Origin of the sequence: Streptomyces sp. NPDC093018 (genome assembly GCF_040684035.1) — a bacterium.
GTDB classification, from domain to species: Bacteria; Actinomycetota; Actinomycetes; order Streptomycetales; family Streptomycetaceae; genus Streptomyces; species Streptomyces murinus.
The window spans coordinates 21,553-46,348 of sequence record NZ_JBFBFF010000013.1; the positions used below are offsets into that span (position 1 = coordinate 21,553).

Sequence of the window (24,796 nt, forward strand, 5' to 3'; positions counted from 1 at the left end):
GCACCCGGTCCGCCGCCGTACCGCGTACGTACCGACACCGATTGGATCGCCATGCCCATTCGTGAGTCCCACCTCGTACGTGCCCTTGAACCGTTCAGGGGCTACGTCCTCAGCACCATGATCTTCACCCTCCAGCAGTCCGGCCTCCAGGACGAGTTCGCGGCCGGCACCACCGTCGACGCCCTGGCCGGCGCGAAGAAGCTGGACCGGGCGCGCCTTGCCGCCATGGCCGACTACTGGGTCGCCGCCGGGCTGCTCGACCGCTCCGCGGACGGCGTGCTCACCCTCACCGACCTCGCCCGCGCCTATGAGGAGGCGCGCCCCTGGTACGAGATGATGGTCGGCGGCTACGGCCAGACGTTCCTGGCGCTCGGCGACCACCTGGCCGAGGGCACCGGACCGGCCCCGCGGCGCGGCGGCTACGTCGGCAGCGGCAGCTGCGGCATCAGCATGCACGACTCGCTGCCGCTGCTGCGCAAGCTGCTCGCCGAGGACGGGCGTGACTACCGGCGGCTGGTCGACCTCGGCTGCGGCAGCGGCGTCTATCTGACCGAACTGTGCGCGGACTACCCACAGATGACGGCCGTCGGCATCGAGCCGGACGCCGACGGCGCCGCCGCCGCGCGCGCCTGGGTGGCCGGGCAGCCCACCGCGGACCGGGTGACCATCGAGCAGGTCGACGCGGTCCGGTGGATCGAGAACACCGAGGACAAGCCCGACCTCGCCGTCTACGCCTTCGTGATCCACGAGGTGCTCGGGCAGGAGGGCGAGGAGGGCGTGCGCCGCATGCTCACCAAGCTGTTCGCCGAATCGCCCGAACTGACCCTGGCCGTCATCGACATCGACCTGAAGTCGGCCGACCGCGCGGCGATGTCCCAGCCGCTGGCGCAGGCGTACTACAACGCCTATTTGCTGATGCACCCCTTCACCAGCCAGCGCCTGGAGACCAGGCAGTGGTGGGAGAAGCTGTTCACCGAATGCGGGCTGCGCATCGACGCCTACGACACCACCGACCCGGCGATGGACTCCACCGGATTCTGCGTGGGCTGGGTGCTGCGGAAGGCCGACGCGTGAGCGAGCACTACCGCCCGCGGGACAGCATGACCAAACCGCGTATCGCGTCCGGCCCGCGCACCTTCATGCGGCTGCCCTGGGTGGACGACCCCCTGACCGCCGAGGGCCGTATCGACGTGGCGGTCGTCGGCGTGCCCACCGACTCGGCGGTCTCCTACCGGTCCGGGGCCCGCTTCGGACCCGAGGCGATCCGCGCGGCCAGCATCCTGCTGCGCGACCACAACCCGGCCACCGGCGTGGACGTCACCCGGGCCCTGTCCATGGTCGACGCGGGCGACGCGCCCGTGGTCCCCGGCTACCACGAGCTGACCCTCCAGCGGCTGGAGGACTTCCTGGCCCCGCTGTACGAGCGGGGCATCGTGCCGCTGCTGCTCGGCGGCGACCACAGCCTGGTCATGGCGGAGATGCGCGCCATGGCCCGCCATCTCGGGCCGGTCAGCGTCGTCCACTTCGACGCGCACGGCGACGTCCTGGACGACTACTACGGCGTCAAGCACTTCCACGGCACGATGTTCCGGCGCGGTGTGGAGGAGGGCGTGGTCGACCCGCACACCAGTGTCCAGGTCGGCATGCGTGGCTCCGTGCACCCCGACGACGTCGACTCGGGCAAGGCGCTCGGCTACGACGTCATCGGCTGGGACGAACTGGTGGACCTCACGCCCGAGGAGTTCGGACGCCGGGTGCGCGAACGGGTCGGCGACCGCCCCGTGATGGTCTCCTTCGACATCGACTTCATCGACCCGGCGTACGCACCGGGCACCGGCACACCCGAGGTGGGCGGGCCGACCTCCTATCAAACCCTGCGCTATATACGGGCGTTGGGGCCGCTGAACTACCGGGGCCTGGACATCGTCGAGGTCGCGCCGCCGTACGACCACGCGGACATCACCAGCCACGCGGCGTCCGTGGTCGCATTCGAACTGCTGGGACAGGTCGCGCTGCGCTCCGGCCGGACGCGGGCGGCCGAGACGGGGGAGGAACACTGATGGCCACCACGAGCGGCACCACCGCGCACACCCCATCCGGCGCCGAGCCGGACCGCCGCAATCTGACCTCCATGGAGACCGACGCGCTGATCGGCGGCCTCAATGTGTCCGACGGGCATCCCCGGATGCCGCTCACCGCCGCGCAGCGCGCCATCGTGGACAGCCTGCCGGCCCTCTTCGACGAGGCCGAGAAGCGGGTCTTCGAGGAGATCGAGGCCGAGGCCCAGCAGGCGTTCCTGCACGGCATCGGCCAGCACCGGGCGCCCATCGGCACCGGCCGGCTGGTCAGCTGCTACTCCTCGTCCGTCGCGATGGACATCACCGCCCGCGCGCTCGCGCACCGCACGGACACGATCGCCCTGGTGCACCCCACCTTCGACAACATCCCGGACCTGCTCAAGGGCCGCGGCCTGAAGCTGCTGCCGGTGCCCGAGGCCGAGCTCGCGGGCGGCGAACCCCAACTCCCGGACGAGGTGGGCGCGGTGTTCGTCACCACGCCCAACAACCCCACCGGCTGGGTCCTTTCCGAGGACGGACTGCGCCGCCTCGCCGCCTTCTGCGCCCGCACCGGCCGCGTCCTGGCCATGGACACCTGCTTCCGCGCGCAGGACGAGCGGGCGCAGTACGACACCTACGCGATCCTGGAGGAGTCGGGCGCGCAGTGGGTGGTCATCGAGGACACCGGCAAGCTGTGGCCCACCCTGGAGCTGAAGGCGGGCTTCCTGGCCTGGGGCGAGCACACCGACCTGCCGCTGCTGGAGTACTTCAGCGACGTCCTCCTGTCCGTGTCGCCGTTCGTGCTGCTGATGCTGACCCGGTTCGCGCAGGACGCCGAGCGCGGCGGCTACGCCGAACTGCACGGCCTGATCGCCCGCAACCGGCGCGCCCTGGCCGAGGTCCTCGACGGCGGCCCGGTGCTGCTCACCGACCCCGACGCCCGGATCAGCGTGGCCCGGGTGACCCTGCCCGAGGACGGCCCGGACGCCGTCGCCCTCTACGACGAGCTGGTGCGGAGCGGCACCCACGTGCTGCCCTGCGGCCCCTTCCACTGGGACCGGCCGCAGGACGGCGTGCGCCAGGTCCGCCTCGCGCTGGCCCGCTCCGGCGAGGACGTGATCCGGGCCGCCCGCGCCCTGGTGGACGCGGTGCGCGCCCATCTGTGATCCGCGGTACCGGCCCACCCGTTCCCCCCGATCCATCCCGTGCAGCCGAGGCGGAGGACGCGATGCACCACACCCCGAGCGGTCTTCGGCTGGAGACCGCGACCACCCTGGACAAGGTGGCCGCCGAGGACTGGGACACCCTCGCCGAACCCGAGGGCTTCTACCTCTCCCACGGCTGGCTGCGCGCGGTGGAACGCGAGAGCGGCGCTCCGGTCACCTACCTCCTCGCCTACGCGGGCGACCGGCTGGTGGGCGGGCTGCCGCTGTACGAGATCGAGCACGAGCACAACAAGTTCTACGCCCGCAAGCCGCGCCTGGACCAGATGGGCGCGGGCGGCGAGTGGGGGGTCGCGGGCTCGCACCGGGGCTACAGCTGCGGGATACCGAGGGCGGCGGAGTACGCCGACGCCGTCCTCGATCTGCTGCTGGACGCGCGCGCGAGGCTCAACCCCGCCTCCCGCACCGGCTCGTTGTTCCTGTTCGCCACCAACCGGACGGCGGCGGCCCTGCACCGGCGCGGGGCCGCCGTCGACTTCGACTGCGGCGACGCCACCCTGCACACCGGGGGCCTGGACTTCGCGGACTACTGCGGCACGCTGGTCAGCCGCCGCCGGATCGCCCTCAAGAGCGAGTACGCCCGCTTCCTGGCCGCCGGGTACGAACTGGGCCGGCGGCGGCTCGGGGAGTGCCTGGACGAGGCGGTCCCGCTGCTGGCCAACCTCCAGGCCAAGTACGGCCATGCGACCGGCACGGCGGAGATCCACCGTACCTTCGCCGACCAGGCGGCCACCCTGGACGACCGGTCCGTGGTGTTCACCGCGCGCCGGGCCGGCCGGCTCATCGGCGTCTCCGTCATGTACGAGTGGCGCGGCACGCTCTACGCCCGCGCCACCGGCTTCGACTACACCGCACTGCGTGGCGCCTACGAGTACTACGGCCTCTGCTACTACCTGCCCATCGACTACATGAGCGAACGCGGCCTGACCGCCCTCCACTTGGGGATCGGCGCCTACTCCGCGAAGGTCAAGCGCGGTGCGCGCCTGGTCCCGCTGTGGACCGTGGCACTCGCCGACGACCCCGCCGACACACCCCGCCCGGCCCCCGTCGACCTCACCTCCTGGCGCGACGACCACGGGGGCGCCGTGGCCCCCGAGGACTGGCGGCATCCATGGACGACGTGAACCGGCGCGCGTGCCACAGCAGTTGACGGTGCGCACCGGACGTCGTGCCGGGCCCCTCGACCCGGGCCCGGCACGACTCCGTTCTCAGCGGCCGGAATCCGCCGGGGTCACCCGTCCGACCAGCCCGTGCGTCCGCCCCTCCAGTGCCGCGCGGACCAGTTCGGCGACCCGGCGCCTGCTGCTGGCCTCGGCCTCCTCGGAGAGGAACGCCCGGTGGCTCGTCACGACCACCGACGGATGCGCGAGGACCGGATGCCAGCGGGGGTCCTGGTGCGGATTCTCGGGGGAGAAGACATCCAGTCCGGCCCCCGCGATCCAGCCCCCGTCCAGCGCCCGGTGCAGGCCCTCGGGATCCACCAGCCTGCCCCGGGCCGCGTTGACCAGATAGGCGCCCGGCCTCATGTGGCGCAGCGCCGCCTCGTCGATCAGGGACTCGGTCTCCGGAGTCAGCGGGCAGTGCAGGGTGACCAGGTCGGCCTGGGCCAGCAGCTCCTCCAGGGTGTCGACGGCGAGCGCGCCGTACCCCTCGGCGAGATCGCGGCCCACGTACGGGTCGTACACCAGGACCTGGCCGTAGAAGGCGCCGAGGCGGCGCGCGACCGCCCGGCCGATCCGGCCGAAGCCCACGATGCCCAGGGCCCGGCGGTTGGTGCGGTGCGGGGTGCCGCCCGCGTAGATGTCGAAGGTGCCGCCCACGAGCGTCCGGTGCTGCGGCACCACCTGCCGTTCCAGGGCGAGGGCCAGCGCGGCCGTATGGGTGGAGACCTCGTCCACGCAGTAGTCGGGCACGTTGTAGGCGGGCAGCCCGCGCTCGGTCAGCAGGGCGGCGTTGAGGTTGTCGACGCCGACGCCCTGGCGGACCACCACCTTCAGGCCCTTGCCCGCCGCGTCGAGCAGCTCCTCGGTCACCTGGGTGCGGTAGACCACGAGCACCTCGATCCCGGCCGCCCGCTCCAGCATCTGCGCGTCGGTGGTCAGGTACTTCGCGCCATCGTGCGGTCCGAAGACCAACTCTATTTCGGGGCCGAGCACTTCGCGCTCCACGGTGGCCAGCGCGGGATCGGGGCGGCCGTCCTCGACCAGCCACGGCGGGTCGGTGTAGAGCACGCGGGGTCGGGACACAGCGGTTCCTCCTTGACGGCGGCGGCGATCGGATTCAGACGAGGAAGCGAAGGACGTCGTCCTCGGTGAGGACGCACGGGTTGTTCCCCGACCGGTTCGAGGCGAGCGCGGCGGTCAGCGGCTGCCGCCAGCTCCGCGCGGGGAGAGCCAGCTCCCGCAGCCCGGCCGGCTGCCCGCCCATGGCCAGCAGCCGCCGTACCAGCAGCTCCACACCGCCGCCGGTGGCCTCCTCGGCGAGCCGCTGGACGGTCTCCACCCGCCGCCGCACCCCCGCCGCGCCCTCCGGATGCCGGCACTCGGCCTCGGTCAGCGCGGCATGCCGGGCCATCAGCCAGTCCAGATGCAGCGCGACCGCGCTGCCATGGGCCAGATTGAGCCGCGCGGTCAGCTCGTACGACAGCGCGTGGGCCGCCGTCGTGCGCGTGCAGTCGATCGCGGCACCGGCCAGCGAGGCGCCGTGGGCCAGACCGGCGCGCACGCCCGGATCGGCGAAGGAGCCCGTCCTGACGGCGTGCGCGAGCGGCGGGAGCAGCCGTTCCAGGGCGGCCATGGCCAGTGCCCGGGAGCCGCCGTCGGCCGAGACCGACCAGTACGACTCGACGGCCTGCGCCAGCGCGTCCAGGCCGCTGGCGACGGAGTCCCGGCGGGGCAGCGAGGAGGTGAGCCGGGGATCCACGAGGACGAGGTCCGCGCGGGCCTGGGCGAGATCCAGGGAGTGCTTGCGGCCCTCGACGTACACGGTGGCGAACCGGGTCATCTCGCTGCCGGAACCGGCGGTGGTGGGCAGCAGCACCAGCGCGGCGGAGCGCGGCCGGGTCACCAGGTCCGGGTCGCGCAGACAGTCCAGCGGGTCGGCCGCCTGCGCGCCGAGCACCGCGACCGCCTTGGCCACGTCCAGGCTGCTGCCGCCGCCGACCCCCACCACCACGTCAGGGCCGAACCGCCGGGCCAGCGCCACCCCCTCGCGGACCTGCGCGATCCGCGGGTTGGGCCGCACCCCGTCGAAGTGCTCGACCCGGTACCGGCCCGCCCACCTCTCCACCGACTCCCCGACACCGGAGCGCCGGTAGGACGTACGGCCGTGCACGAACAGCACCCGGCGGCCGCCGAGCGCCTCGATCACCGAGCCCAGCCGCCCGGCCGCGCCCTCGCCCAGATAGGCGGCCGGATGGCCGGGCAGCGGCTGGAGTCCCGCGGACAGCGTGTCCGGGAGCGCCGGGCGCTCCTGGAGGGCCAGCAGCGACTCGCTCATCGGTACGTCCCTCGGCCCGCGGCGAGCCGGTGACCGCACCGGGCGGCGGTCAGCTGTACCACAGCCGGTCCTCGGCCACGTACCGGTCGATGCCGCCCGCCGCCATGGTGCCCACCGCGTACCGCACCTCCGGCGTCACCGACCCGGAGATCCGCAGCAGCAGGACGCGGGGTCGCCGCCCCTCCTCGACCGCCGCGAACGCGACCGGCACCTGCGGCCGCACGTACGCCGAGTCGCCCGGCGCGAGCGTCTCCTCGACGCGCCGCCCCCCGAACTCCCAGCTCAGCGCGACCGGTTCGGCGCCGAGGACATACAGGTACTGGTGCTGGTACGTGGTCAGCGGCGCCGACCGCTCGGCGCCGTCCGCCAGGACATCGACCTGGAGGGCGGACGTGTGCGGATGCAGGGGGTCCCCGGCGAGCCGGGTCAACCGGTAGGCCGGTGCGCCCGCCTCGGGCCACACCCAGCTCCGGGCGTCCCGGGCGAACCGGAGGGACACCCCGTCGGCCGTCCCGGTGCGCGGCGGCAGCAGATCGCGCACGGACACACCCAACGCGGCGGCCAGCAGGCCGAGTTCCTCGGCTTCGGGGGGTACGGCGCCCCCGGCCAGCTCCTCGGCGCGCTCCCGCGTGAGGCCCGTACGGTCGGCGAGCTCGGCCACCGTGACCGCCCCCGCGTCCATGAAGGACCGGATCATCGCCCCCGGCCGCCTCGCCGCCCCGTCCAGCGGGACCGCGAGGGCCCGGGTCGTGGCGTTGCCCAGGACCGCCAGTTCCCGCTGGGCGTCGCCGAGCAGCGAGCCGCCGTAGGTCAGGGCGAGGATGCAGGCGGGCTCGGTGGCGGATCGGGAGGTGAAGGAGTGCGGGGCGAAGGGCAGCCCCCACACGGAGTCGCCCGTGTCCATGGGGACGCAGTGCGAGACGCCGTTCCACCGGTAGTAGTAGTTGACCGGGCCGATGAAGTACGTGAACTGGTACAGAAGATGGCCGCGATTCCACTGGACAAGAGGGTTGTCCGGGTCGTCGTCCGCCACCACCCGCAGCATCCGGATCCACTCCGGGCGGTAGGAGGCGATACGGGACATCGCGGTGTCCCGGTACTCGTAGTACGGCTCCCCGCCCCGGCTGAGCACCCGCCCGCTCGCCACGGACTCCTGATGCCGGGTGATACGCACCCCGGCCGGGCAGTCGTCGTGGCCGGGCAGCAGATCCCGCTCGTTCAGCGGCCACACCTCGGCCGCGCGCCGCATCAACTCCCAGGTCACCGGCCGTATTCCGGCCGCGTACTGCGCGAACGAACCCGGTTCCAGGCGGAGTTCACGCTCGGCGTGCTCGTCGTCCCGCTTGAGATCGTTGGCGGCGGCGCGCAGCAGCGCTCCGGCACGCCGGGTGAAGTCGTCCTCTGCCCGCACGAGGTGCCCCCTGTCCCTCTGTGGTCGTCGAAGAGCGCTCTGGACAGCACAGGGGCCGTCAAATGACCAGCATGTGATCACGCAAGAACACAAAATGTCAAGATCGAAAACTGTGGTCCGGTGGCGCACGGACCTCCGCGAACTACTGCTCCGGGCTGAGGAGTCCGGCCGTCTCGAAGGAGTCCCGGGTGGCCGGATCGTCCAGCGCGCCCGCCTCACCGAAATAGCGCACGAGGGAACGCGCGGCCCCCGCCATGTCGCGTACGGCCTTCTCCTCGGGCCAGGACTCGGCGAGGACCTGTGCGACGCTCGGCTCCGGCAGCCCCAGCGTCCGCAGATCCTCGGCCGCCCGCGCGAGATCGGGTGCCAGGAACGCCCGGATCGCCGCCGGGACCTGCGGCCCGACGGCCCGGCGCTCGGCCGGTGTCAGGGCGGCCCACAGATGGCGGAGCACGGCGCGGAAGTAGACATGGTGGCGCCCCTCGTCCTCGGCGTGGTCGCGGACATGCTCCCGCAGCGAGACGGGAAGCCGCTCGTCCCGGGGGATCTGTGCGAGGATCCCGGAGATCAGGGTCTCGCTGACGATCGCGAAGAGCAGTGCCTCAACTCCCCTCACCTCATGCGGCAGTCGGTCCCGGATGGCATCCAGGCGCTCCGTGAACGCGGGCGGGTCCCCGCCGTCCGGCCGCTCGGCGGGCACCCCGGTCGCCCGCGCCACCTGCTGCGCGAAGTCGTACGAGACCTGCGCGTGCCATGCCTCGTCCGTGACGATCTTGAACGCGTCCGCCCGCATGGCCTCCGGCAGCCGCAGGCCCGAACGGCCCCGGCTGATCGCGGTCACCACCGGGATGACCGCGAGCGCTTCGAGCTGGGTGGTGAAGTCGAGGTAGTCGTGGAGGCGGCGCAGCAGCAGCCACTCCACCCCCTCCGGACCGCCGGCCGTGACCAGGGGGTGCAGGGCGACCGGGTGCAGCTCGGGCGGGAAGTACAGCGATCCCGGTTCCGTGAACGGCCGTTGGGGCCGGTTGCGGACACCGGCGAGACGGTCCCAGCGGGCGAAGCCGCCGGTGTAGCCGCCGTGTGCGCCGGGCTCCGGTCCCGGCTCCAGCCGCGCCCCCGCCTCCGCCCCCGTCCCCGGCCGCGTCCCCGGCCCTGTCCGTGCCGCGAGGAGCGGTTCGGTCGCCCGCTCCCGGTACATCAGCCGGTCCAGGCCAGGAAGCCGAGGTCCAGCAGATTGCCCAGATCGGCGCGCGCCTCCTCGTCCCCTTCCGCACCCACCGGAGCCAGCAGATCGGCCAGCGCGCTCTTGCCGTCGACCGCCCGCAGCACCGCGAGCGTCGGCGAGCCCGCCTGGAGCACGAACTCGATCTCCCCGTCCTTGATCAGATACCAGTCGGAACCCGCGGGATCGGTGAGCAGCAGCACGTTCTCCGTGAACGCGGGCACCGCGTCGCCGGGCAGCTCGGGAACGGCGGTCACCGCACCCGCCACCGGCCCGCTGCCGCCGGTGATCTCCTGGAGCACCGGACCCGCCGAAGTGTCCTCCAGACGCGGCGCGTTCACCGCCAGCTCCGCGAGCAGCCCCATGTTCAGGACGCGCATCAGCATCTCCACGGACGGCGCGTCGGTCCTGCCCTCACCGATCTCGGCGAGATGGGCGCGCACCCGGTCCCCGTCGATGAAGTCCGCCGCGCCCGGGGCGGCGAGCGCCCGTTCCACGAGGGCGCCGGAGTCCGCGCCCATCAGCCGGACCAGCATCCGGTACGAGTGGTAGGTGCCCTCGCCGTAGAAGAAGGGGACCTTGGGGCGCTCGGCGATCCGCCGCGGCAGCCGGGGTCCGACCGCCTCCCGCAGGATCCGCTTGTTCCACAGCAGTTCGGGACGCAGCCGCTCCGGGATCCGGGCGCACAGCTCGACCAGGCGGTGGTCCAGGAACGGCACCCGGGCCTCGACCCCGCTGCCGGCCGCCGTACGGTCCTCGTGCCAGACGTTGTACTGCTGGATCTGCCAGTACTCGGATTTGAGATAGGCGCGGTAGATCCGGTCCGGGTCCGGGTCCAGGCCGTCGAGGGCCTTCGCGGCGAGGAAGTACGGCTCCTGCGCCCACCAGTGCCGCAGGTCCGGGCGGCGCGCGAGGCGGGTGCCGCGGTCGAGCTGGGCCAGGATCCCCAGGAACGACGGCCAGTCCGCGGCGCCCATGTCCTGGGCGTAGCCCCCGTTGAACTCGTCGCTGGCCGCGCCGAGGAGCATGCCCCGCAGTCCCGGCCGGGCCTCGCGCGCGAAGCGGTGCAGTTCGTGCTTGTAGTACACCTCGGGACCGCACATCGGGGTCTCGGTGAGCCACAGCAGCCGCAGCCACTCCTCCGGCGTCGGCGTGTGGTCCGGCGGGAACACCACCTGGTGGTTGGGCACGCCCAGCTCGCGCGCGATCCAGGCGGCGTGCTCCGCGTCCCCGTTGTCCGCCGTGCCACCGGTGAGCGCGGTGAACGTGTGCATGCCCGCGCGCCGGTCACCGGCCAGGGCGAGGACGGCGGAGGAGTCGATGCCACCGGAGAGGAACAGCCCCAGCTCGGTGTCGGCGGTGACGCACTCCTGGACGGAGTGCTCCAGGATCTCGCCGTACCGCCCGGTCAACTCCCGCGCGTCGGCGCCCTCGTCGGCGTCCTCGGGCAGCTCCCAGTAACGGTACTCCGTGGTCCGGCCGTCGGCGAGGTCGAGGCGCACCACGGTGGCCGCGGGGACCAGTTCGACACCCTCGAACCAGGTGGTCGGCGGCGCCTCGTTGAAGGTGCCGGCGGCGGCCAGCAGGGGGGTCGCGAGGGCCCGTTCCCAGTCGAAGCGGCGGGGAGTCGCGGGATCGGCGAACAGTCCCTTGATCTCCGAGGAGAGCACGATGCGCGCGTCGTCGCGGTGGTAGTAGAGCGGCTTGATGCCGAACCGGTCGCGGGCCAGGACGAGTTCGTTCTTGGTCCGGTCCCACAGGATCAGGGCGAACATGCCCCGTACGTCGCGCAGAAAGTCGAGCCCGTGGTGGCGGTAGAGGTGAAGCAGGACCTCGCAGTCCGAACCGGTCCGCATCCGCGCGCCACCGGGCAGCGCGGCGGCCAGTTCCCGGTGGTTGTAGACCTCGCCGTTGGCCACCAGGACGAGCGAGCCGTCGTCGCTGACCAGGGGCTGGCTGCCGTCCTCCGGGTTGACCAGCGCGAGGCGGGTGAAGACCAGTCCGACCGCGTCGTCGCGGAGGATCTCCCGCTCGTCCGGCCCCCGGTGGTCGAGGATGTCGGCCAGCCGGTCGAGGACGGCGTCCGTCCCGGCGCCGAGCGTCCGGCTGCCCAGACGGGCGATTCCTGCTATTCCACACATGTCTTGTTCCTCGGCCACCGCCCGGTGCGTGCGCGAGCCGGGCGAAGGCGGGGGCCCCGGAGTGCGAAGCCCCCGCCCGCTGTCGTGTCTCGGGCGATCGGGCGATCAGGCGAGAGTCATCAAAGAGGTGCCCTGGCTGACGGTCTTCTTCGTCGGCTTGCTGTACTTCTGCATTCTGACCCACCTCCCTCCAGCAACTCGGTGTGTTCACCGGAGAATTCAGCGGGACGCGGCGGCCTGTTTCAGGCCACTTCAGCCCGGCTGGCGATCACCCTAACCGAGCACGGCCGGGCGGCCTACGGATTCGGTTTCCACCGAACACCGCACCGTGCCAGGGCGCCGTCCACCGGTCTATGATCACCGCACTCCCTGTCTCGGGGTTGGCAACGGTGTTGCAAACGAGGGGTGTTCGGGTGCAGGAGAACGAATCCGGCCAGTGGCTGCGGGTCCTTCGGGAGCGCGGGCTGATCCCGGGGGACACCCTCGCGGTCAGTCTCGTCGGCTCGGTGGCGCACGGCTGGCACAACGAGCGCAGCGACTACGACTTCTACGTCGTCACCGAGCGGGAGCCGCAGTTCGCGGACGGGGCGGGCATCACGATGCCGCTCAACCCGCCCCGGGTGCGCAGCCAGTCGTTCTATCTGGGGGAGCGGCGCTGGGAGGTGACGTACTGGCTGGACGGCCACTACGACCAGATGCTCGCCAAGGTCTCCCGGGACGAGTACAACCGGGGCGTCGCGCCGGCCCGGGTGCTGGCCGCCCGGGAGGAACTGGCCCTCGGCCGCCTGGACAGCTGTGTGATCCTCGCGGGCGAGCCGTGGTTCGAGGCCCGGCGCGCGCAGGTGGCCCGCTCCGCCTTCCGCTCCTTCATGATCGCCCGCTCGCTCGGCGCCTCCGACAACTGTGTCGAGGACGCGCTCGGCCAGATGAAGTCCGGCAACCTGGAGAGCGCCACCCTTTCCGCGCGCGCCGCGCTCGGCTCCAGCGTCGACGCGCTGCTCGAAGGGCTCGGCCAGTTCGGCAGCCAGGCACCCAAGTGGCGGCCCCAGCGCTTCCGGGCCGCCCGCCCCGACGCCCTCTCCTTCGAGGACTACTGGGCCCTGGAGACCATGCGGGACTACGACCCCGAGGACCCCCGGCCCTGGATCAACCAGGTGCTGACGATCTGCCAGGACATAGCCATGCGCGTGGAGGTCTCGTGAGCGGCCTGCCGGACCCCGGCCCCCTCGACGTCCCGCGTCGGACCCTCGGCATCCGCATCCGCCGGGTCCCCGACGGGCTGCTGCTCGGGTACCGCGACCGGGCGATGCTGCTGGAGGGACCCGCCGAGCTGATCTACCGGCTGGCCGACGGCGCCCGCACCGTCACCGACATCGCCGACGGGGTCGCCGAGGAGTACGGCATCGACCGCGCCGAAGCCCTCGCCGACGTCCTGGAGTTCCTCGGGGACCAGGACGACAGCGGGATCTTCCAGTGGTGACGCCCCTCGCCCCGCCGCCCCCCTTCTCATGATCCGCCTGGACGTCGACGAGGAGAGCCTGCGCTCGATCCGGCTGGCCCTCAGCCCGCTGTGGGAGACCCTCGGCAGCCTCGCGCTCCTCGCGCGTTACCGGGGGGCCGTGCCCACGCCGTACACGGGCTGGGTGCGCAGGACCCGGCGTGCGGTGCCGTCCGAGCTGATGGACACCGTCGTCCAGCTGGCCCATCGCCGCGACACCCCGTTCCTGCGCCACGCGCACGCCTACGTCCCCGACCCGGCGCGCACCTCCCTCCAGGACGAACTCGACTTCCTGCGCGGGCGGTTCGAGGATGCCGAGGACGAGCGGGCCGCCGCGCTGATCGAGGACTACTGGAACCACGCGCTGCACCCCTACTGGCCCGCCCTGCGCGCCTCCCTGGAGGAAGAGGTCCTCTTCCGCGGCCGGACCCTGGCCGTCAACGGGCCCGAGGCGATGCTGGCGGAACTGGAGGGCCGGGTGCTGTGGCAGCGGCCGCGCCTGACCGCGCCGTACCACCTGGACCTCACCCGGGATGTGCGGCGCTCCAGGCTGGTCCTCGTGCCCAGCATGTTCTCCGCCGCGACCCGCGTCTTCACCTCCGACACCCAGGTCACCGCCATGTCCTACCAGGCCAGGGCGACCGGCTTCCTGCACTCCCTCACACCCGAGCGCCCCGCCGAACCCCCCGCCGACCGCCTCGCCCTGCTGATCGGCCCCGGCCGCGCCAAGGTCATCCGCGCCCTCCAGGCCCCCCGCACCACCACCGCCCTTGCCCACTCCCTGGGCCTCGCGAAGAGCACGGTCTCCCAGCACCTGGGAGTCCTGACCGAGGCGGGCGTGGTGTGGCGCAGGCGGCTCGGCGGACAGGTGTTCTATCAACTGGACCGGAGCGGCTTCGCGTTGCTGGAGCAGCTGGGGGACTGAGGGGGCTGGCGCTCATTGCTCCAGCGCCGCCCCTATTCTCCGCAGCACCGCCGCCGTCATGGCCTGGCGGGCCGCCGTCGTCGCGCTGCCGATGTGCGGGGTGAGGACGGTACGAGGGTGCTGGCGCAGCTCGGGCGGTACGTGCGGTTCGTCCTCGTAGACGTCCAGGGCGGCGCCCGCGAGATGGCCGGCGGCCAGGAGTTCGAGGAGGGCGGACTGGTCCAGGACCCGGCCGCGGGAGGTGTTGACCACGATGGCGCCGGGTGGCAGCTCGGTGAGCAGGGACTTGTCGATCAGGTGGTCGGTCTCGGGGGTGAGGGGGACATGGAGGGTCAGGAGGTCGCTCACCCGCATCAGGCCGACCAGGTCCCGGTGGGGGATCACCCCTGGGGGGAGCGGTGTGCCGGGACGGTGGGGGAGGGCGTGGACCTCCATGCCGAAGGCCAGGGCGCGGCGGGCCACCTCGGAGCCGATGGTGCCCAGGCCCAGGATGCCCAGGCGGCGGCCGTGCAACTGGGCGCCGAGGAAGGCGCCGGCCTCCCAGCGCCAGTCGGCGCCGGAGCGGACGAACCGGTCCGCCTCCACGATCCGCCGGGCGCAGGCCAGCAGCAGGCCCAGGGTGTGCTCCGCGACGGCGGGGGCGAGGGCGCCGGCCGCCGTGACGACCTGGATTCCCGCGCGTCGGCAGGCTTCCACCTCGATGTGGTCGACGCCGGTGGAGTACGTGCCGACCACCCGCAGGCCGGGACCCGCCGCCCGCAGCAGGTCCGCGTCCACCGGCTCGTTGGCGGTCACCAGCAGTGCCGTGCTTCCCGCGACCGCCCGCAGCAGGCTCCCGCGGTCGCCACCGGACCAGTGGGCCGGGGTCAGGCCCGCGGGCAGCGCCTCCGGGAGCCCGGGGAGCCGGGCGGTGAGCAGCAGTCGGCGCTCAGTCGTGGGCATCGGGCTTCTTCCGCATGCCGTAGCGATGGCGGCACAGCGTCGTCGGGAACTGCCGCCCCCCGTCCAGGTTGACCCACTGCCGCAGCAGCAGCCGGCCCCCGCCCCCGGTGCCGTCGCTGAACGAACGGCGCGCGTGGACCACGATGTTGTTGTTGACCAGCTGGAGGTCCCCGGCGCGCAGCGCGTACTCGGTCGCGGCCCCGGGCCGCGCCGCGAGCGCCTCGAACAGATCGAGGGCGTGGCGCTCCAGATCGCTCACGGGCACATGCGTCACGGCGGGGGAGGAGTCGACGTAGTCGCGGAGGAAGTACCGGCAGGTCAACTGGCCGTGGTAGTAGCCGAAGACGGCGTTGCGGTAGGCCGGGGGGTCCTCCTCGTCGCGGTTCTCGTAGACGAACCCGTTGTAGTAGAGGCCCAGCAAGTGCGGTGCCCGGCGCAGCAGTTCGTTGTAGATCGTCATGGCGCTGGCGATCAGCGAGGTGCCGCCGTGCTCGGCGGGCCGTACGCACAGCAGCAGAGCGAGGTCGCCGTCGTCCGAGTGGAAGCGCAGCGCGGAGGTCGTCTGGTGGCCGCGCACCGCGCTGTTGTCCAGGCCGCCGTTGCCGTAGTCGCGGACGTCCGCGATGTACTCGCCCCGGGTGTTCTGCGAGACGGCGGTGCCCATCACGGCGCCCAGCGCCCGGTAGAGGCCGCGGATCTCGTCCGGCGCGAGGTCGGCCACCGGAAGGCCCCGGAGCACGGCCGTACCGACATGGGTCTCGGTGCGGTGGGCCGTCGAGTGTGCCAGTTCGGAGAGCAGGGGCATGGTCCGGTGGGCCAGCGCCCGCCAGGGCTCGCGGTCCGCGAGGAGGGGGAGCGGTTCGGTGTGCAACGTCTTGGCGAGGGCCGTTATCTCGTCCAGGTGCGCCGGGGTGAGTTCGTGCACGACGCCCTCGGGCACCGGCAGCTCCGCGGCCAGCCACGCCGTGGGGTCGGTGATCGGCTCGGTGCGGATCTCCTGCGGCGGGTCAGGCAGGGTCATGGTGCTCCCCTTTCCAAAGGGCGGCTTTCCTGAGTACGACGAGCGCGGTGCCGTCGGTGGCCTCGACGAGGTCCGTACGGTCGAGGCCGCCCAGGTCGGCGATGGCGGCGAGCAGTTCGTCCCTGTGGAAGCGGGCCTCGCGCCCCCTGCCGCGGATGTGCTCGCGCATCACCTCGCCGGAGATGCCGCCCCAGGTGGGCAGCGGGAGGTCCCGGTCGGGCAGTGTCGCGTAGTCGATCTCACCGATGTCGGGCCGCCAGAAGAGCCGCTGCTCGGCCGGGGTGAGCGCGTCATGGATCTGCCGGTCGCGGTCGTACCAGCCGAACCGGACGGTGAGGGCGAGTGTCCCGCCCTCGGCCACCAGATCGCGCAGCCCGCGCAGTCCGCCGGGCAGATCGGCCGCGCTGAACCGGTTCACCAGCCGGTCGGCGAGCACGAGTTCGTACCGGCCGCGCAGCCGCTCGGGCAGCTCCCCGGTCACATCCACCAGGTGCCGCCGGTCCTCCGGCAGCCCGAGCCACTCGCCCGCCTCCCGCAGGATGCCCGGCGCGAAGTCGAGCACATGCAGCTCGGCCCCGGCGTCCTGGGCGGCCCTGGACAGGGAGACGGTACTGGCGCCGACCACGGCGGTCGGGGCCCCGGCGCGCATCAACCCGGCCACGACGAGGTCGTGTTCGGGGGCGGGGCCGCCGTAGTAGCCCGAGTTCCAGTAGCTGCCGCTGACAAGGTCCCAGGCGTGGGCCTTGGCCGGGAGTCGCGTCATGTCTCCTCCTTCAGGGTGGCCGTGATGGCGTCGCGCAGCCGGGAGGCGATCTCGGCGACATCGTCCGCACCGGTGATCAGTGGGGGACACAGAGCCAGCACATCGCCCAAGTCGCGGACGATGAGCCCGAGTTCACGGGCCTTGCGGGCGACCCGGCGGCCGATGCGGCGCTCCGGGTCGAAGGGCCGACGGGTCGCTCCGTCGGCCATCAGCTCCACCGCCGCGAGCCCGCCCACGCACCGCACCTCCCCGACCACGGGCAGCTCCAGCAGCCCCTCCAGGCAGGTGCGCAGCGATGCCTCCAGCGCGGCGACACGTGCCTCGATGCCGCGCTCGGCGAGGGCCCGCAGATGGGCGCGGGCCACGGCCGCCGCGACCGGGTGGCCGCCGAAGGTGGAACCGTGCCCGAGGACGCCGTACGACTCCGCCGCCCCGGCCACCGAACGGGTGAGGTCAGGGCCGAGCAGGACCGCGCCCAGCGGGGCGTACCCCGCGGTGATGCCCTTGGCCACCGTCACCGCCGCGGGCCGCAGCCCGAAGCGCCGGTGCCCGAAGAGCGGCCCGAGCCGTCCGAACCCGCACACCACCTCGTCCGCCACCAGCGGGATCCCGAGATCGGTGAGCAGCCGGTCCATCGCCGGCCAGTACTCCTCGGGCGGCACCAGGACCCCGCCCGCCGCCATGACGGGTTCGGCGACCATGGCGGCCACGTTCTCCGGGCCCGCCTCCTCGATCCGGCTCCGGGTGGTCCGCACGATCCGCTCGACGTACTCCGCGCGGGACTCGCCGTCGAGGTGATCGCGGTAGTAGTGCGCCCGGGGCACCCGCACGGTGAACGGCAGCGGCAGATCGAACCCCGCGTGCTGGTTCGGGATTCCGGCCAGCGAGGCGGCGCCGAGGGTGGTGCCGTGGAAGCCGGAGTCCCGGGTGACGACCAGTTTCCGGTCCGGCGTTCCGTCCGCGTTGCTCGCCAGCCACAGGAACTTGAGCACCGACTCGACGGCCTCGGACCCCGAGGCGGCGAAGTACACCGAGCTGAAGCGCCCCTCGGCGGCGGCGAGCAACTCATGGGCCAGCGCCTGCGCTTCGGCGCTTCCCCGGCCCAACGCGCAGGGGAACGCGGGCAGTCGGCGGTACGCGCAGGTGGCGGCCTCGATCAGCTCCGCGTCGGAGAAGCCGAGGTTGGCGTGCCACAGCCCGGACAGCGCGTCGATGTACTCCTTCCCGGCCGTGTCCCGGATGCGGATGCCCTCGCCCTCGGCGATGACCAGCGGTGACTCCTCCCGGTACACACGGTGGTCGGTGAAGGAGTAGACGATCGGTTCCGTCGCCAGCTCAGCCATGGTGCGCCCCGGTCAGCGGGATGTTGTCGAGCAGTCGTACGCCACCGAGGCGGGCCGCGGCGAACAGCCGTACCGGCACCGGCCCGTCCGCCGCCGCCACCTCGGTCAGCGCCTCCTCCTCGCAGGCCACCAGGTACTCCACCGCGAACCCCAGCGATCCGAGCCGCTCCCGGCCGGCCGCGAGCACCGCGGGCAGCGGTCCGCCGGACAGCACCTGGGCCCGCATCTCCTCAAGGCACTTGCGCAGGGCGGGACTTATGGCCCGTGCCGCCGGGTCGAGGTTCTTGTTGCGGGAGGACATCGCGAGGCCGTCGGGCTCGCGCCGGGTGGCGCCCCGGACCACGGTCACCGGCAGCCGCATGTCGGCGACCAGCGTCTCGATGATCCGCAGCTGCTGGAAGTCCTTCTCGCCCCAGTAGGTACGGTCGGGCCGTACCAGGTTCAGGAAGAGCAGGCTCTCGGTGACCATGCCGTCGAAGTGGCCCGCGCGCGCGGCCCCGCACAGCTGGTGGCTCAGCCGGGGCACCGAGACATGGGTGCCGAAGTCGTCGAGCACCCGCTCGCCGCCGGGGAAGATCTCCGTCCAGCCCGGCAGGAACGCGACATCGGTGTCCCGGGCCGTCAGGAGTTCGAGGTCGCGTTCCATGGGCCGCGGATACGACTCGAAATCCTCGTCCGGGCCGAACTGGAGCGGGTTGACGAAGATGCTGCAGATGACCAGGTCGCACTCCGCGCGGGCCAGGTCGACCAGGCTCAGATGCCCCTCGTGCAGCGCTCCCATGGTGGGCACATATCCGATGACGGCGCCCGCGCGGCGCCCGGCCTCCCACTCGGTGGCCAGTTCCCGGGCCGTGGTGACGACCTTCATCGCGCCTCCCCCAGCTTCGCCTCGACCGCCGCGAGTACCCGCCGGTGCACCTCCTCGAACGTGGCGTCCGCGTCGATCCATGTCCACGCCGACGCCTGCGGGAGCGCGGCGTACGCGGCCCGCATCCGGGTGAGGAAGCCGTGGTCGATCCACTCCCGCGGGTCCCGCGCCTTGACCCGGGCCACGGACAGCGCCGGGTCGAGGTCCATGAACAGCGTGAGCGTCGGCTCGGGCAGCCCCCGGAACAGGCCCTCGATCAGCCAGCGGTTGCTCGCGCCGAGCGCGTCGGCGGCGGCGATCTGGCAGTACGCGTACCGGTCCGCGATGATCAGATCGGTGCCCTCGGGCGCGGTGCCCAGCGAGGACATCGCCATCCACTTCACGGCCGCCGTCATGATCTTGTGCGTGTCGGGTCCGAGCATCGCGAACCGGTCGTCGTACCCGTGCTCCGCGGCGACCTCGTCCAGCCGGGCCGACAGCCCCTGGAGGCTCGGGTTGGGATGCACGAACACCGACAGGCCGCGGGCCTCGTAGGCGGCCTTCAGCATCTCGATCTGGGTGCTCTTTCCGGCGCCGTCCAGACCGATGAACGCGACGATGGGGGGTGTGGTCATCGGGCGCTCGCCCCCTGCGGCAGGTGCCGGTCGGCGAGTTCCGTGAATTTCGCCTGGAGGATTCTGGTCTGCCCGTAGGAGGGCGCGGCGAACAGCAGGATCAACTCATTCTCCAGATCGACGAGGAAACTGGTGCCCGCCCGGCCGAGCCAGGCCACGCGGCGGGCGCTGTCGGGCCCGCAGTTTCGGGGCGAGATCTTGAAATTCAGACCGAATCCCCAGTCGGTCCCGGGAATGTAGTCGGGCCCGGTGTCGTGCAGCCCGGATATCTGGTCCGTCAGCAGTTCCGCGCGCGCGGACGCGCTGAGAAAGCCGGAATCCGGTGCGGGGAAGAACACTGCCTGGAGGAAGGCCAGATAGTCCCGCAGGCTCGCCAGGCCCCCGCTGCCCGCGGACCGGAATCCGCTCGCGCGCCGCACATCGGCCAGCGCCTCACCGGTCGGCGGATCGAACGGCGGCTGGAGCACCACGTCCGCCGGCAGCTCCGGCGGCAGGAAGAACCCGCTCGACGTCATCCCGAGCGGCTCGAAGACATACGTGCGGAACAGGGCGTCCAGCGGTGTGCCGAGGTGGTGCTGGAGCAGCAGTCCGGCGACGTCCGCCGAGCGGCCGTACTCCCACCGGGTGCCGGGCGCGGCGGACAGCTCGCAGCCGAAGATCCGCCGCAGGAAGTCGGTCTCGTCGGTGGCGTACCCGCGCTCGGTGTAGTCGTACGGCAGGACACCCGCCGCCCGGTACACCCGCTGCATCCGCTCGTGCTCCTTCGACCCGGCGAGACCGGAGGACATGGTCAGCAGGTGGCGCAGGGTCATCGTGGCCGGGACCCGGACGCCGTCGAGCCCGGCGGCGAGTTCCGCGGCCCGCATGTCGAGTCCGGGAAGCCGGCCCGCGTCGATCAGACGAAGGGCGAGCGTCGCGAGCATCGCCTTGGTCATCGAGTACAGGCGCACGACGCTGTCCAGGGACACCGATGGTCCGGCCGGGGCGTTGCGGCCCACGAACACCGTGTGCTGCTCACCGGCGGCGATATCGCGCAGACAGGCCGCGCCGCCGCTGATCCGGCCGGCCTCCAGCTCGGCGGTCAGGGTGTCCGCGCAGTCCTGGGCGAGGCCGTCAAGCGCCGTGTGCATCAATGGAGTTCTCCATTTGGTACGAGACTCACGCGGCCGCTCTCGCAGCGCTCGGCGGCGGCCAGCGCGGCGGTGACCTCGGCCGGCGTGAACTCCGCGAGCGGCAGCCGCCGCAGCGGGGTGTCACCGCGGAGCAGCTCGACGGCGGCCGTCAGCTGGGGGACGCCGTAGCGGATCGCGCTGGAGACGGTGACGCCCTTGCGGGTCAGCACCCCGGGGCGGATCGAGACGACATCGGTGTCCCGGGTGTTGATGATGCCCATCATCACGATCTGGCCGCCCGGCCGCACCTGCTCCAGGGCCGTCCCGAACGCCTCCGGGGTGCCCGCCGCGACCACCACGACGTCGTAGTGCCCGTCCAGCGTCCCGCCCGCCGGGGGCAGTGAGTCCAGCGCGCGGGCGTTCGGGAACAGCCCGGCGTTCGCGCGCCGCCCGGCGACGCGGTCGTACACGTCCCAGGACGTCTCCTTCGGCGCGCCCGCGACGACCGAGAGACCGAGCGCACCGGCCCCGATCACCAGGCACGGACCCGCCAGCACATCCGCGCGGATCCGGTCCACGACCGCCAGCCCCTGCGCCAGCGCGCAGTTGGCCAGGGCCGCGAGCGAACTGGGCAGCTCCTCGGGTACCTTGACCGTGAACTGCTCCGGGTGCAGGTGGTAGTGGCTCGCGAACGCGCCCCGGAAATGCGGCTGTTCGAGACTGGAGCGGCCCCAGGAGGCGTAGGCCACTTCGCAGAGGTTGGTCCGGCCGATCCGGCACATCGCGCAACTGCCGCACACCCGGAAGTACGAGCAGACGAGCCGGTCGCCCTCGGCCAGCCGCTCGCCCCGCGCGTCGTACAGCGGCTCGCCCCCGGTGTCCACGACCCGGCCCACGAACTCGTGCCCGAGCACGCAGTCGTGCAGCGTCGGATGCCCGCCGCGCCACAGATGGACGTCGCTGCCGCAGACGTTCGCCCGCTCGACGGCGAGCAGCGCCCCGCCGGGACGCGGCGGCAGCAGGGGGTGCTCGCGCCGCTCCAGACCGCCGTCGGCGCGCAGATTGATGGTGACACCGGTGGTCATCGAGGTCCTTGGGTCGGGGCGGGGAACACGATCGTCTTGGCGAAGCACATGTTGCGCGCCGACGACAGCACGCTCTCCCGGCCGTGGCCGCTGTGCCCCACTCCGCCGAAGGGGGCCAGCGGATGGTCGTACTGCGGGCCGTCATTGAGGACGACCGTGCCGACCCGCAGCCGCTGGGCGAGGTTCATGGCGCGGTCCAGGTCGCGGGTGAAGACGCCGACCTGGAGGCCGCCGGGGTAGCTCTCGGGGAGCTCGTCCAGCGCGCGGTCGGTCAGGGCGATCACGGGGGCCAGCGGCGCGAGGAACTCCTCGGTCACCAACTGGGCCTGCGGATCGACATTGTTGAGGACGGTGGGCCAGCACTGGGCGCCCCGGTACTCGCCGCCCGCCATGACCTCGGCGCCGCCGGTGACCGCCGCCTCCACCGCCGTACGCACCCGTGCCACCGCGTCCGTGTCGATGAGCGTGCCGATCCGGGTGCCGCGCTCGGCGGGATCGCCCACCCGCCAGGCCGCGCTCTCCTCGGCCAGCAGATGGGCGAATTCCTCGGCCACGTCCCGCGCGGCCAGGATGCGCTTGACCCCCCGGCAGGACTGGCCCGCGTTGCCGAACGCGCCCTGGGCGGCCGCGCGGGCGGCGGCCGGCAGATCGGCGTCGGCGCACACCACCAGGGCGCCCACATCGCCCAACTCGTAGCAGCCGGGCCGCGGTCCGGCCGTCGCGGCGACGGCCCCGGCGCCGCGCGCGCCGCCGGTGAACGCCACGAAGTCCGTCGCGGGATCCGCGAGCAGCGCCTGGGCGACGTCCGGGCCGCCGGTCCACAGCGAGAGGTACTCGGGCGGATAGCCGCAGTCGAGCAAAATCCCGACGGCCAGCGCGGCGCTCGCACCGGCCCGTTCGGACGGCTTGAGGGTTATCGGCGCGCCCGCCAGCATCGCCGGGGCCACCTTCACGATCAGCTGGGCCAGCGGGCGGTTGTACGGCGTGATCGCCAGGACCCGGCGGTACGGCTGCGGTGTGGTCACGGCCAGCCGGTCGCCCCCGGGCCCGGACAGCCGGGTCGAGGTGCCGTCGAGGTGGTGCACCGCCTCCGCCGCCAGCTGCAGCCAGCGGACCGAGCGGTCGACCTCCTTCTCCGCGTCCGTCACCGGCATGCCGATCTCGGCGGAGACGGACGCGGCCAGCTCCGCCCTGCGGGCCTCCAGCCCCTCGGCGCAGTCGCGCAGCACCCGGGCGCGGTCGGCGGCGGCCAGTGCCCGTACGGGCCTGTGCCCGCGCGGCACCTCCCGCGCCGAGGCATGGCTGACGACGGCCACGAGCCGGCCGTCGTAGGGGCTGCGTACCTCGTGGCGCAGCTCGCCGTGCCGCCAGCTCCCGTTCTCGAAGACACCCGGGCGGACCGGTGGAGACTCCTGTGCCGGACCGCCGGGGCGTCCCGGGTCCGGCTCGTCGGTGGGATGGGCGACTACGGACATGATGTTCCTCGAATCATCTGTGCGTCGCACGGTCGGCCGACCCACCGGTCACTCGAACGAGTGCTCCGGCCCCGGGGCGTAGCCGGTCGGCATGGTCCGGTGGTGGCCCGCCGCCTCGGCCGCGAGCAGCACCAGACCAAGATCGATCAGTGGGTGATCGTAACCTCACAATTCTTGGCCTACAACAGTCTGTCGCTTCGGCGTGGAATGTGACGCGCGTTACTGCGGGGGCAGGGGCGATCTGGTCCACTGCGGGACTTCGGGGGAGAGGTGACCATGGCTCAAGTCGAGCTGGACAGTGGGGGAAAGACCCGCGACACCGGTGGAGCGGGCATGTTCTGGCGGTACTGGACCGCCTCGACGGCCAGCGGTGTCGGTGACGCCGTGACCACTGTGGCACTGCCGCTGGTGGCCATCGAGACGCTGCACGCCAGTGCGTTCGAGGTGAGCCTGCTGCCCGCCGCGCGCTTCGTCGCCTGGCTGGCGATCGGGCTGCCCGCCGGAGTCATCGTGCAGCGGCTGCCGTTGCGCGGCACCCAGATCGCCATGGACCTGATCCGGGCGGCGGCGATGGCCTGGGTACCGCTCGCCGCGACGCTCGGGATCCTCCGGCTGTGGCAGCTCGTCCTCGTCACCCTGGTGATCGGCCTCGCCGGTGTCGTCTTCGACATCGGCAACTCCAGCTTCCTGCCCAGCATCGTGAGCAAGGCGGAACTGACCGCGCGCAACAGCCTGTTGTCGGGTTCCAGCGCCGCGACCCAGCTCGGCGCGCCCTCGCTCGGCGGTGTGCTCGTCCAGTTCTGCGGCGCCGCGGCCAGCCTCCTGGTCGACGCCGTCAGCTACGTCGTCTCCGGTGTGATCCTGTGGACCGTGCCCCGCCCGAAGGACAAGCGGGCCCCGGCCGGTTCGCCCTGGGCGCAGATCTCGGAGGGCTGGCGCTATGTCACCCGGCACCCCGTGATCCGCCCGTGCGTGACCGCCGCGACGCTGGTGAACTTCGTCTGCGGCACGCTGATCGCGCTCACCCCGCTGTATCTGGTGCGCACGCTGGGCACGCCCGTCGGCCTGGTCGGTGTGGTCATGGCGACGGACGGGCTGGGCAGCCTGCTCGGCGCGGCCCTGACCCCGCGGCTCGCCGCCCGCCTCGGCAGCGCGCGGGCGATCCGCTGGGCGACGCCGGTCGGGGCGGTGGCCCTGGTGCTGCTGCCGCTGGGCTCCGGCGGCTGGGGGCTGCTGCTGTTCGGCCTCGGGAACACCGTCTTCACCATGGGCGTCGTGGTGCTGAGCATCCTGACCCGCACGCACCGCCAGAGCGTGACCCCGCCGGAGCTGCTGCCCCGGGTGATGGCCACCGTGCGGTTCGTGTCCTGGGGCGCGGTGCCGGTCGGCTCGCTCCTCGCGGGTACGGCGGCCGCGGCGCTCGGCACCCGCGACGCCCTGTGGCTGGTCGGCGCGGTGGCCCTGCTGGCCCCGCTGGCCCTGTGGGCGGGTCCGGTACGGCGGATGCGGGTGCTGGCCTGAGGGGCGGGCGCCGATACCGGTAGGAGCCGTACGGCCGATACCGGTACGGCGATTCGGCGCCCGCCGCGCTCGCCGCC

At 72.7% G+C, this 24,796-nt stretch carries 22 protein-coding genes; 8 read left to right on the forward strand and 14 right to left on the reverse strand.

All coding sequences use genetic code 11. The features are described from left to right. Nucleotides 1-117 precede the first annotated feature (117 nt). The 4 genes from AB0N90_RS25990 to AB0N90_RS26005 all read left to right on the forward strand — a co-directional run bounded on the left by AB0N90_RS25990 (nt 118) and on the right by AB0N90_RS26005 (nt 4,404). Nucleotides 118-1,074, forward strand: coding sequence for a methyltransferase domain-containing protein (locus tag AB0N90_RS25990; protein ID WP_365200508.1), 957 nt, complete (start codon nt 118-120; stop codon nt 1,072-1,074). Next, the gene (speB, locus tag AB0N90_RS25995; RefSeq protein ID WP_365200509.1) at nt 1,071-2,060 is read left to right on the forward strand and encodes an agmatinase; all 990 of its coding nucleotides are present in this window, start codon (nt 1,071-1,073) and stop codon (nt 2,058-2,060) included. The genes AB0N90_RS25990 and speB overlap by 4 nt, the downstream gene beginning before the upstream one ends. Further along, on the forward strand, nt 2,060-3,223 hold the full coding sequence (locus AB0N90_RS26000) for an aminotransferase class I/II-fold pyridoxal phosphate-dependent enzyme (protein ID WP_365200512.1): 1,164 nt from the start codon (nt 2,060-2,062) through the stop codon (nt 3,221-3,223). Before speB ends, AB0N90_RS26000 begins: the two co-directional genes overlap by 1 nt. A 62-nt stretch (nt 3,224-3,285) precedes the next feature. Continuing rightward, a complete protein-coding gene (locus AB0N90_RS26005) occupies nt 3,286-4,404 on the forward strand; it encodes a GNAT family N-acetyltransferase (RefSeq protein ID WP_365200514.1) in 1,119 nt (372 codons plus the stop codon). Nucleotides 4,405-4,488: 84 nt separating this feature from the next. On the opposite strand, the gene AB0N90_RS26010 is transcribed toward AB0N90_RS26005, so the two are convergent. The 5 genes from AB0N90_RS26010 to asnB all read right to left on the reverse strand — a co-directional run bounded on the left by AB0N90_RS26010 (nt 4,489) and on the right by asnB (nt 11,552). Then, nucleotides 4,489-5,526 carry a C-terminal binding protein gene (locus AB0N90_RS26010; RefSeq protein WP_365200516.1) on the reverse strand — a complete coding sequence of 346 codons (1,038 nt, stop codon included), beginning with the start codon at nt 5,524-5,526 and terminating at the stop codon, nt 4,489-4,491. Between the two features lie 34 nt (nt 5,527-5,560). After that, on the reverse strand, nt 5,561-6,778 hold the full coding sequence (locus AB0N90_RS26015) for an iron-containing alcohol dehydrogenase (RefSeq protein ID WP_365200519.1): 1,218 nt from the start codon (nt 6,776-6,778) through the stop codon (nt 5,561-5,563). 49 nt (nt 6,779-6,827) lie between these two features. Continuing rightward, nucleotides 6,828-8,189 (reverse strand): hypothetical protein, encoded by a 1,362-nt coding sequence (locus AB0N90_RS26020; protein ID WP_365200521.1) that lies wholly within the window; start codon nt 8,187-8,189, stop codon nt 6,828-6,830. A 142-nt stretch (nt 8,190-8,331) separates the two neighbouring features. Beyond that, on the reverse strand, nt 8,332-9,387 hold the full coding sequence (locus AB0N90_RS26025; RefSeq protein WP_365200524.1) for a diiron oxygenase: 1,056 nt from the start codon (nt 9,385-9,387) through the stop codon (nt 8,332-8,334). Beyond that, the gene (gene asnB / locus AB0N90_RS26030) at nt 9,387-11,552 is read right to left on the reverse strand and encodes an asparagine synthase (glutamine-hydrolyzing) (protein ID WP_365200526.1); all 2,166 of its coding nucleotides are present in this window, start codon (nt 11,550-11,552) and stop codon (nt 9,387-9,389) included. The genes AB0N90_RS26025 and asnB overlap by 1 nt, the downstream gene beginning before the upstream one ends. A 413-nt stretch (nt 11,553-11,965) precedes the next feature. On the opposite strand from asnB, the gene AB0N90_RS26035 reads away from it, so the two are divergent. From AB0N90_RS26035 to AB0N90_RS26045, 3 genes are read left to right on the forward strand one after another with little or no spacing between them, the layout of a single operon-like run. Continuing rightward, a complete protein-coding gene (locus AB0N90_RS26035; RefSeq protein WP_365200528.1) occupies nt 11,966-12,754 on the forward strand; it encodes a hypothetical protein in 789 nt (262 codons plus the stop codon). Beyond that, entirely contained in the window at nt 12,751-13,032 is a 282-nt protein-coding gene (locus AB0N90_RS26040) for a PqqD family protein (RefSeq protein WP_365200531.1), read from the forward strand. Before AB0N90_RS26035 ends, AB0N90_RS26040 begins: the two co-directional genes overlap by 4 nt. Nucleotides 13,033-13,060: 28 nt before the next feature. Next, the gene (locus tag AB0N90_RS26045; protein ID WP_365200534.1) at nt 13,061-13,975 is read left to right on the forward strand and encodes a winged helix-turn-helix domain-containing protein; all 915 of its coding nucleotides are present in this window, start codon (nt 13,061-13,063) and stop codon (nt 13,973-13,975) included. A 12-nt stretch (nt 13,976-13,987) separates the two neighbouring features. Here the strand turns inward: AB0N90_RS26045 and AB0N90_RS26050 are convergent, their stop codons facing one another. The 9 genes from AB0N90_RS26050 to AB0N90_RS26090 are packed head-to-tail and all read right to left on the reverse strand — an operon-like array spanning nt 13,988 to nt 23,198. Next, the gene (locus tag AB0N90_RS26050) at nt 13,988-14,917 is read right to left on the reverse strand and encodes an NAD(P)-dependent oxidoreductase (RefSeq protein ID WP_365200537.1); all 930 of its coding nucleotides are present in this window, start codon (nt 14,915-14,917) and stop codon (nt 13,988-13,990) included. Further along, nucleotides 14,904-15,938: a TauD/TfdA family dioxygenase gene (locus AB0N90_RS26055; RefSeq protein ID WP_365200540.1), complete on the reverse strand. Its 1,035-nt coding sequence runs from the start codon at nt 15,936-15,938 to the stop codon at nt 14,904-14,906. Before AB0N90_RS26055 ends, AB0N90_RS26050 begins: the two co-directional genes overlap by 14 nt. After that, on the reverse strand, nt 15,925-16,701 hold the full coding sequence (locus AB0N90_RS26060; protein ID WP_365200543.1) for a hypothetical protein: 777 nt from the start codon (nt 16,699-16,701) through the stop codon (nt 15,925-15,927). The genes AB0N90_RS26055 and AB0N90_RS26060 overlap by 14 nt, the downstream gene beginning before the upstream one ends. Beyond that, nucleotides 16,698-18,044, reverse strand: coding sequence for an aminotransferase class III-fold pyridoxal phosphate-dependent enzyme (locus tag AB0N90_RS26065; RefSeq protein WP_365200545.1), 1,347 nt, complete (start codon nt 18,042-18,044; stop codon nt 16,698-16,700). Before AB0N90_RS26065 ends, AB0N90_RS26060 begins: the two co-directional genes overlap by 4 nt. Further along, nucleotides 18,037-18,912 carry a pantoate--beta-alanine ligase gene (gene panC, locus AB0N90_RS26070; RefSeq protein ID WP_365200548.1) on the reverse strand — a complete coding sequence of 292 codons (876 nt, stop codon included), beginning with the start codon at nt 18,910-18,912 and terminating at the stop codon, nt 18,037-18,039. Before panC ends, AB0N90_RS26065 begins: the two co-directional genes overlap by 8 nt. Further along, nucleotides 18,909-19,526 carry a hypothetical protein gene (locus AB0N90_RS26075; protein ID WP_365200549.1) on the reverse strand — a complete coding sequence of 206 codons (618 nt, stop codon included), beginning with the start codon at nt 19,524-19,526 and terminating at the stop codon, nt 18,909-18,911. Before AB0N90_RS26075 ends, panC begins: the two co-directional genes overlap by 4 nt. Continuing rightward, entirely contained in the window at nt 19,523-20,656 is a 1,134-nt protein-coding gene (locus AB0N90_RS26080) for a serine hydrolase domain-containing protein (RefSeq protein ID WP_365200552.1), read from the reverse strand. Before AB0N90_RS26080 ends, AB0N90_RS26075 begins: the two co-directional genes overlap by 4 nt. Then, complete coding sequence (locus AB0N90_RS26085; RefSeq protein ID WP_365200555.1) at nt 20,656-21,723, reverse strand: alcohol dehydrogenase catalytic domain-containing protein; 1,068 nt, start codon at nt 21,721-21,723, stop codon at nt 20,656-20,658. The genes AB0N90_RS26080 and AB0N90_RS26085 overlap by 1 nt, the downstream gene beginning before the upstream one ends. Then, entirely contained in the window at nt 21,720-23,198 is a 1,479-nt protein-coding gene (locus AB0N90_RS26090; protein WP_365200557.1) for an aldehyde dehydrogenase family protein, read from the reverse strand. Before AB0N90_RS26090 ends, AB0N90_RS26085 begins: the two co-directional genes overlap by 4 nt. Before the next feature lie 276 nt (nt 23,199-23,474). Between AB0N90_RS26090 and AB0N90_RS26095 the strand changes: the two genes are divergently transcribed. Beyond that, the gene (locus AB0N90_RS26095; protein ID WP_365200560.1) at nt 23,475-24,719 is read left to right on the forward strand and encodes an MFS transporter; all 1,245 of its coding nucleotides are present in this window, start codon (nt 23,475-23,477) and stop codon (nt 24,717-24,719) included. Nucleotides 24,720-24,796: the final 77 nt, after the last annotated feature.

Excerpts from the sequence above, each read along its gene's own strand:
- AB0N90_RS26065 (WP_365200545.1), bottom strand. The coding sequence starts at position 18,044 with ATGGCTGAGCTGGCGACGGAACCGATCGTCTACTCCTTCACCGACCAC.
- AB0N90_RS26075 (WP_365200549.1), bottom strand. The coding sequence starts at position 19,526 with ATGACCACACCCCCCATCGTCGCGTTCATCGGTCTGGACGGCGCCGGA.
- AB0N90_RS26060 (WP_365200543.1), bottom strand. The coding sequence starts at position 16,701 with ATGACGCGACTCCCGGCCAAGGCCCACGCCTGGGACCTTGTCAGCGGC.
- panC (WP_365200548.1), bottom strand. The coding sequence starts at position 18,912 with ATGAAGGTCGTCACCACGGCCCGGGAACTGGCCACCGAGTGGGAGGCC.
- AB0N90_RS25990 (WP_365200508.1), top strand. The coding sequence starts at position 118 with ATGATCTTCACCCTCCAGCAGTCCGGCCTCCAGGACGAGTTCGCGGCC.
- AB0N90_RS26055 (WP_365200540.1), bottom strand. The coding sequence starts at position 15,938 with ATGACCCTGCCTGACCCGCCGCAGGAGATCCGCACCGAGCCGATCACC.
- AB0N90_RS26015 (WP_365200519.1), bottom strand. The coding sequence starts at position 6,778 with ATGAGCGAGTCGCTGCTGGCCCTCCAGGAGCGCCCGGCGCTCCCGGAC.
- AB0N90_RS26005 (WP_365200514.1), top strand. The coding sequence starts at position 3,286 with ATGCACCACACCCCGAGCGGTCTTCGGCTGGAGACCGCGACCACCCTG.
- AB0N90_RS26000 (WP_365200512.1), top strand. The coding sequence starts at position 2,060 with ATGGCCACCACGAGCGGCACCACCGCGCACACCCCATCCGGCGCCGAG.
- AB0N90_RS26080 (WP_365200552.1), bottom strand. The coding sequence starts at position 20,656 with ATGCACACGGCGCTTGACGGCCTCGCCCAGGACTGCGCGGACACCCTG.
- AB0N90_RS26085 (WP_365200555.1), bottom strand. The coding sequence starts at position 21,723 with ATGACCACCGGTGTCACCATCAATCTGCGCGCCGACGGCGGTCTGGAG.
- AB0N90_RS26025 (WP_365200524.1), bottom strand. The coding sequence starts at position 9,387 with ATGTACCGGGAGCGGGCGACCGAACCGCTCCTCGCGGCACGGACAGGG.
- AB0N90_RS26045 (WP_365200534.1), top strand. The coding sequence starts at position 13,061 with ATGATCCGCCTGGACGTCGACGAGGAGAGCCTGCGCTCGATCCGGCTG.
- AB0N90_RS26090 (WP_365200557.1), bottom strand. The coding sequence starts at position 23,198 with ATGTCCGTAGTCGCCCATCCCACCGACGAGCCGGACCCGGGACGCCCC.
- AB0N90_RS26050 (WP_365200537.1), bottom strand. The coding sequence starts at position 14,917 with ATGCCCACGACTGAGCGCCGACTGCTGCTCACCGCCCGGCTCCCCGGG.
- AB0N90_RS26095 (WP_365200560.1), top strand. The coding sequence starts at position 23,475 with ATGGCTCAAGTCGAGCTGGACAGTGGGGGAAAGACCCGCGACACCGGT.
- asnB (WP_365200526.1), bottom strand. The coding sequence starts at position 11,552 with ATGTGTGGAATAGCAGGAATCGCCCGTCTGGGCAGCCGGACGCTCGGC.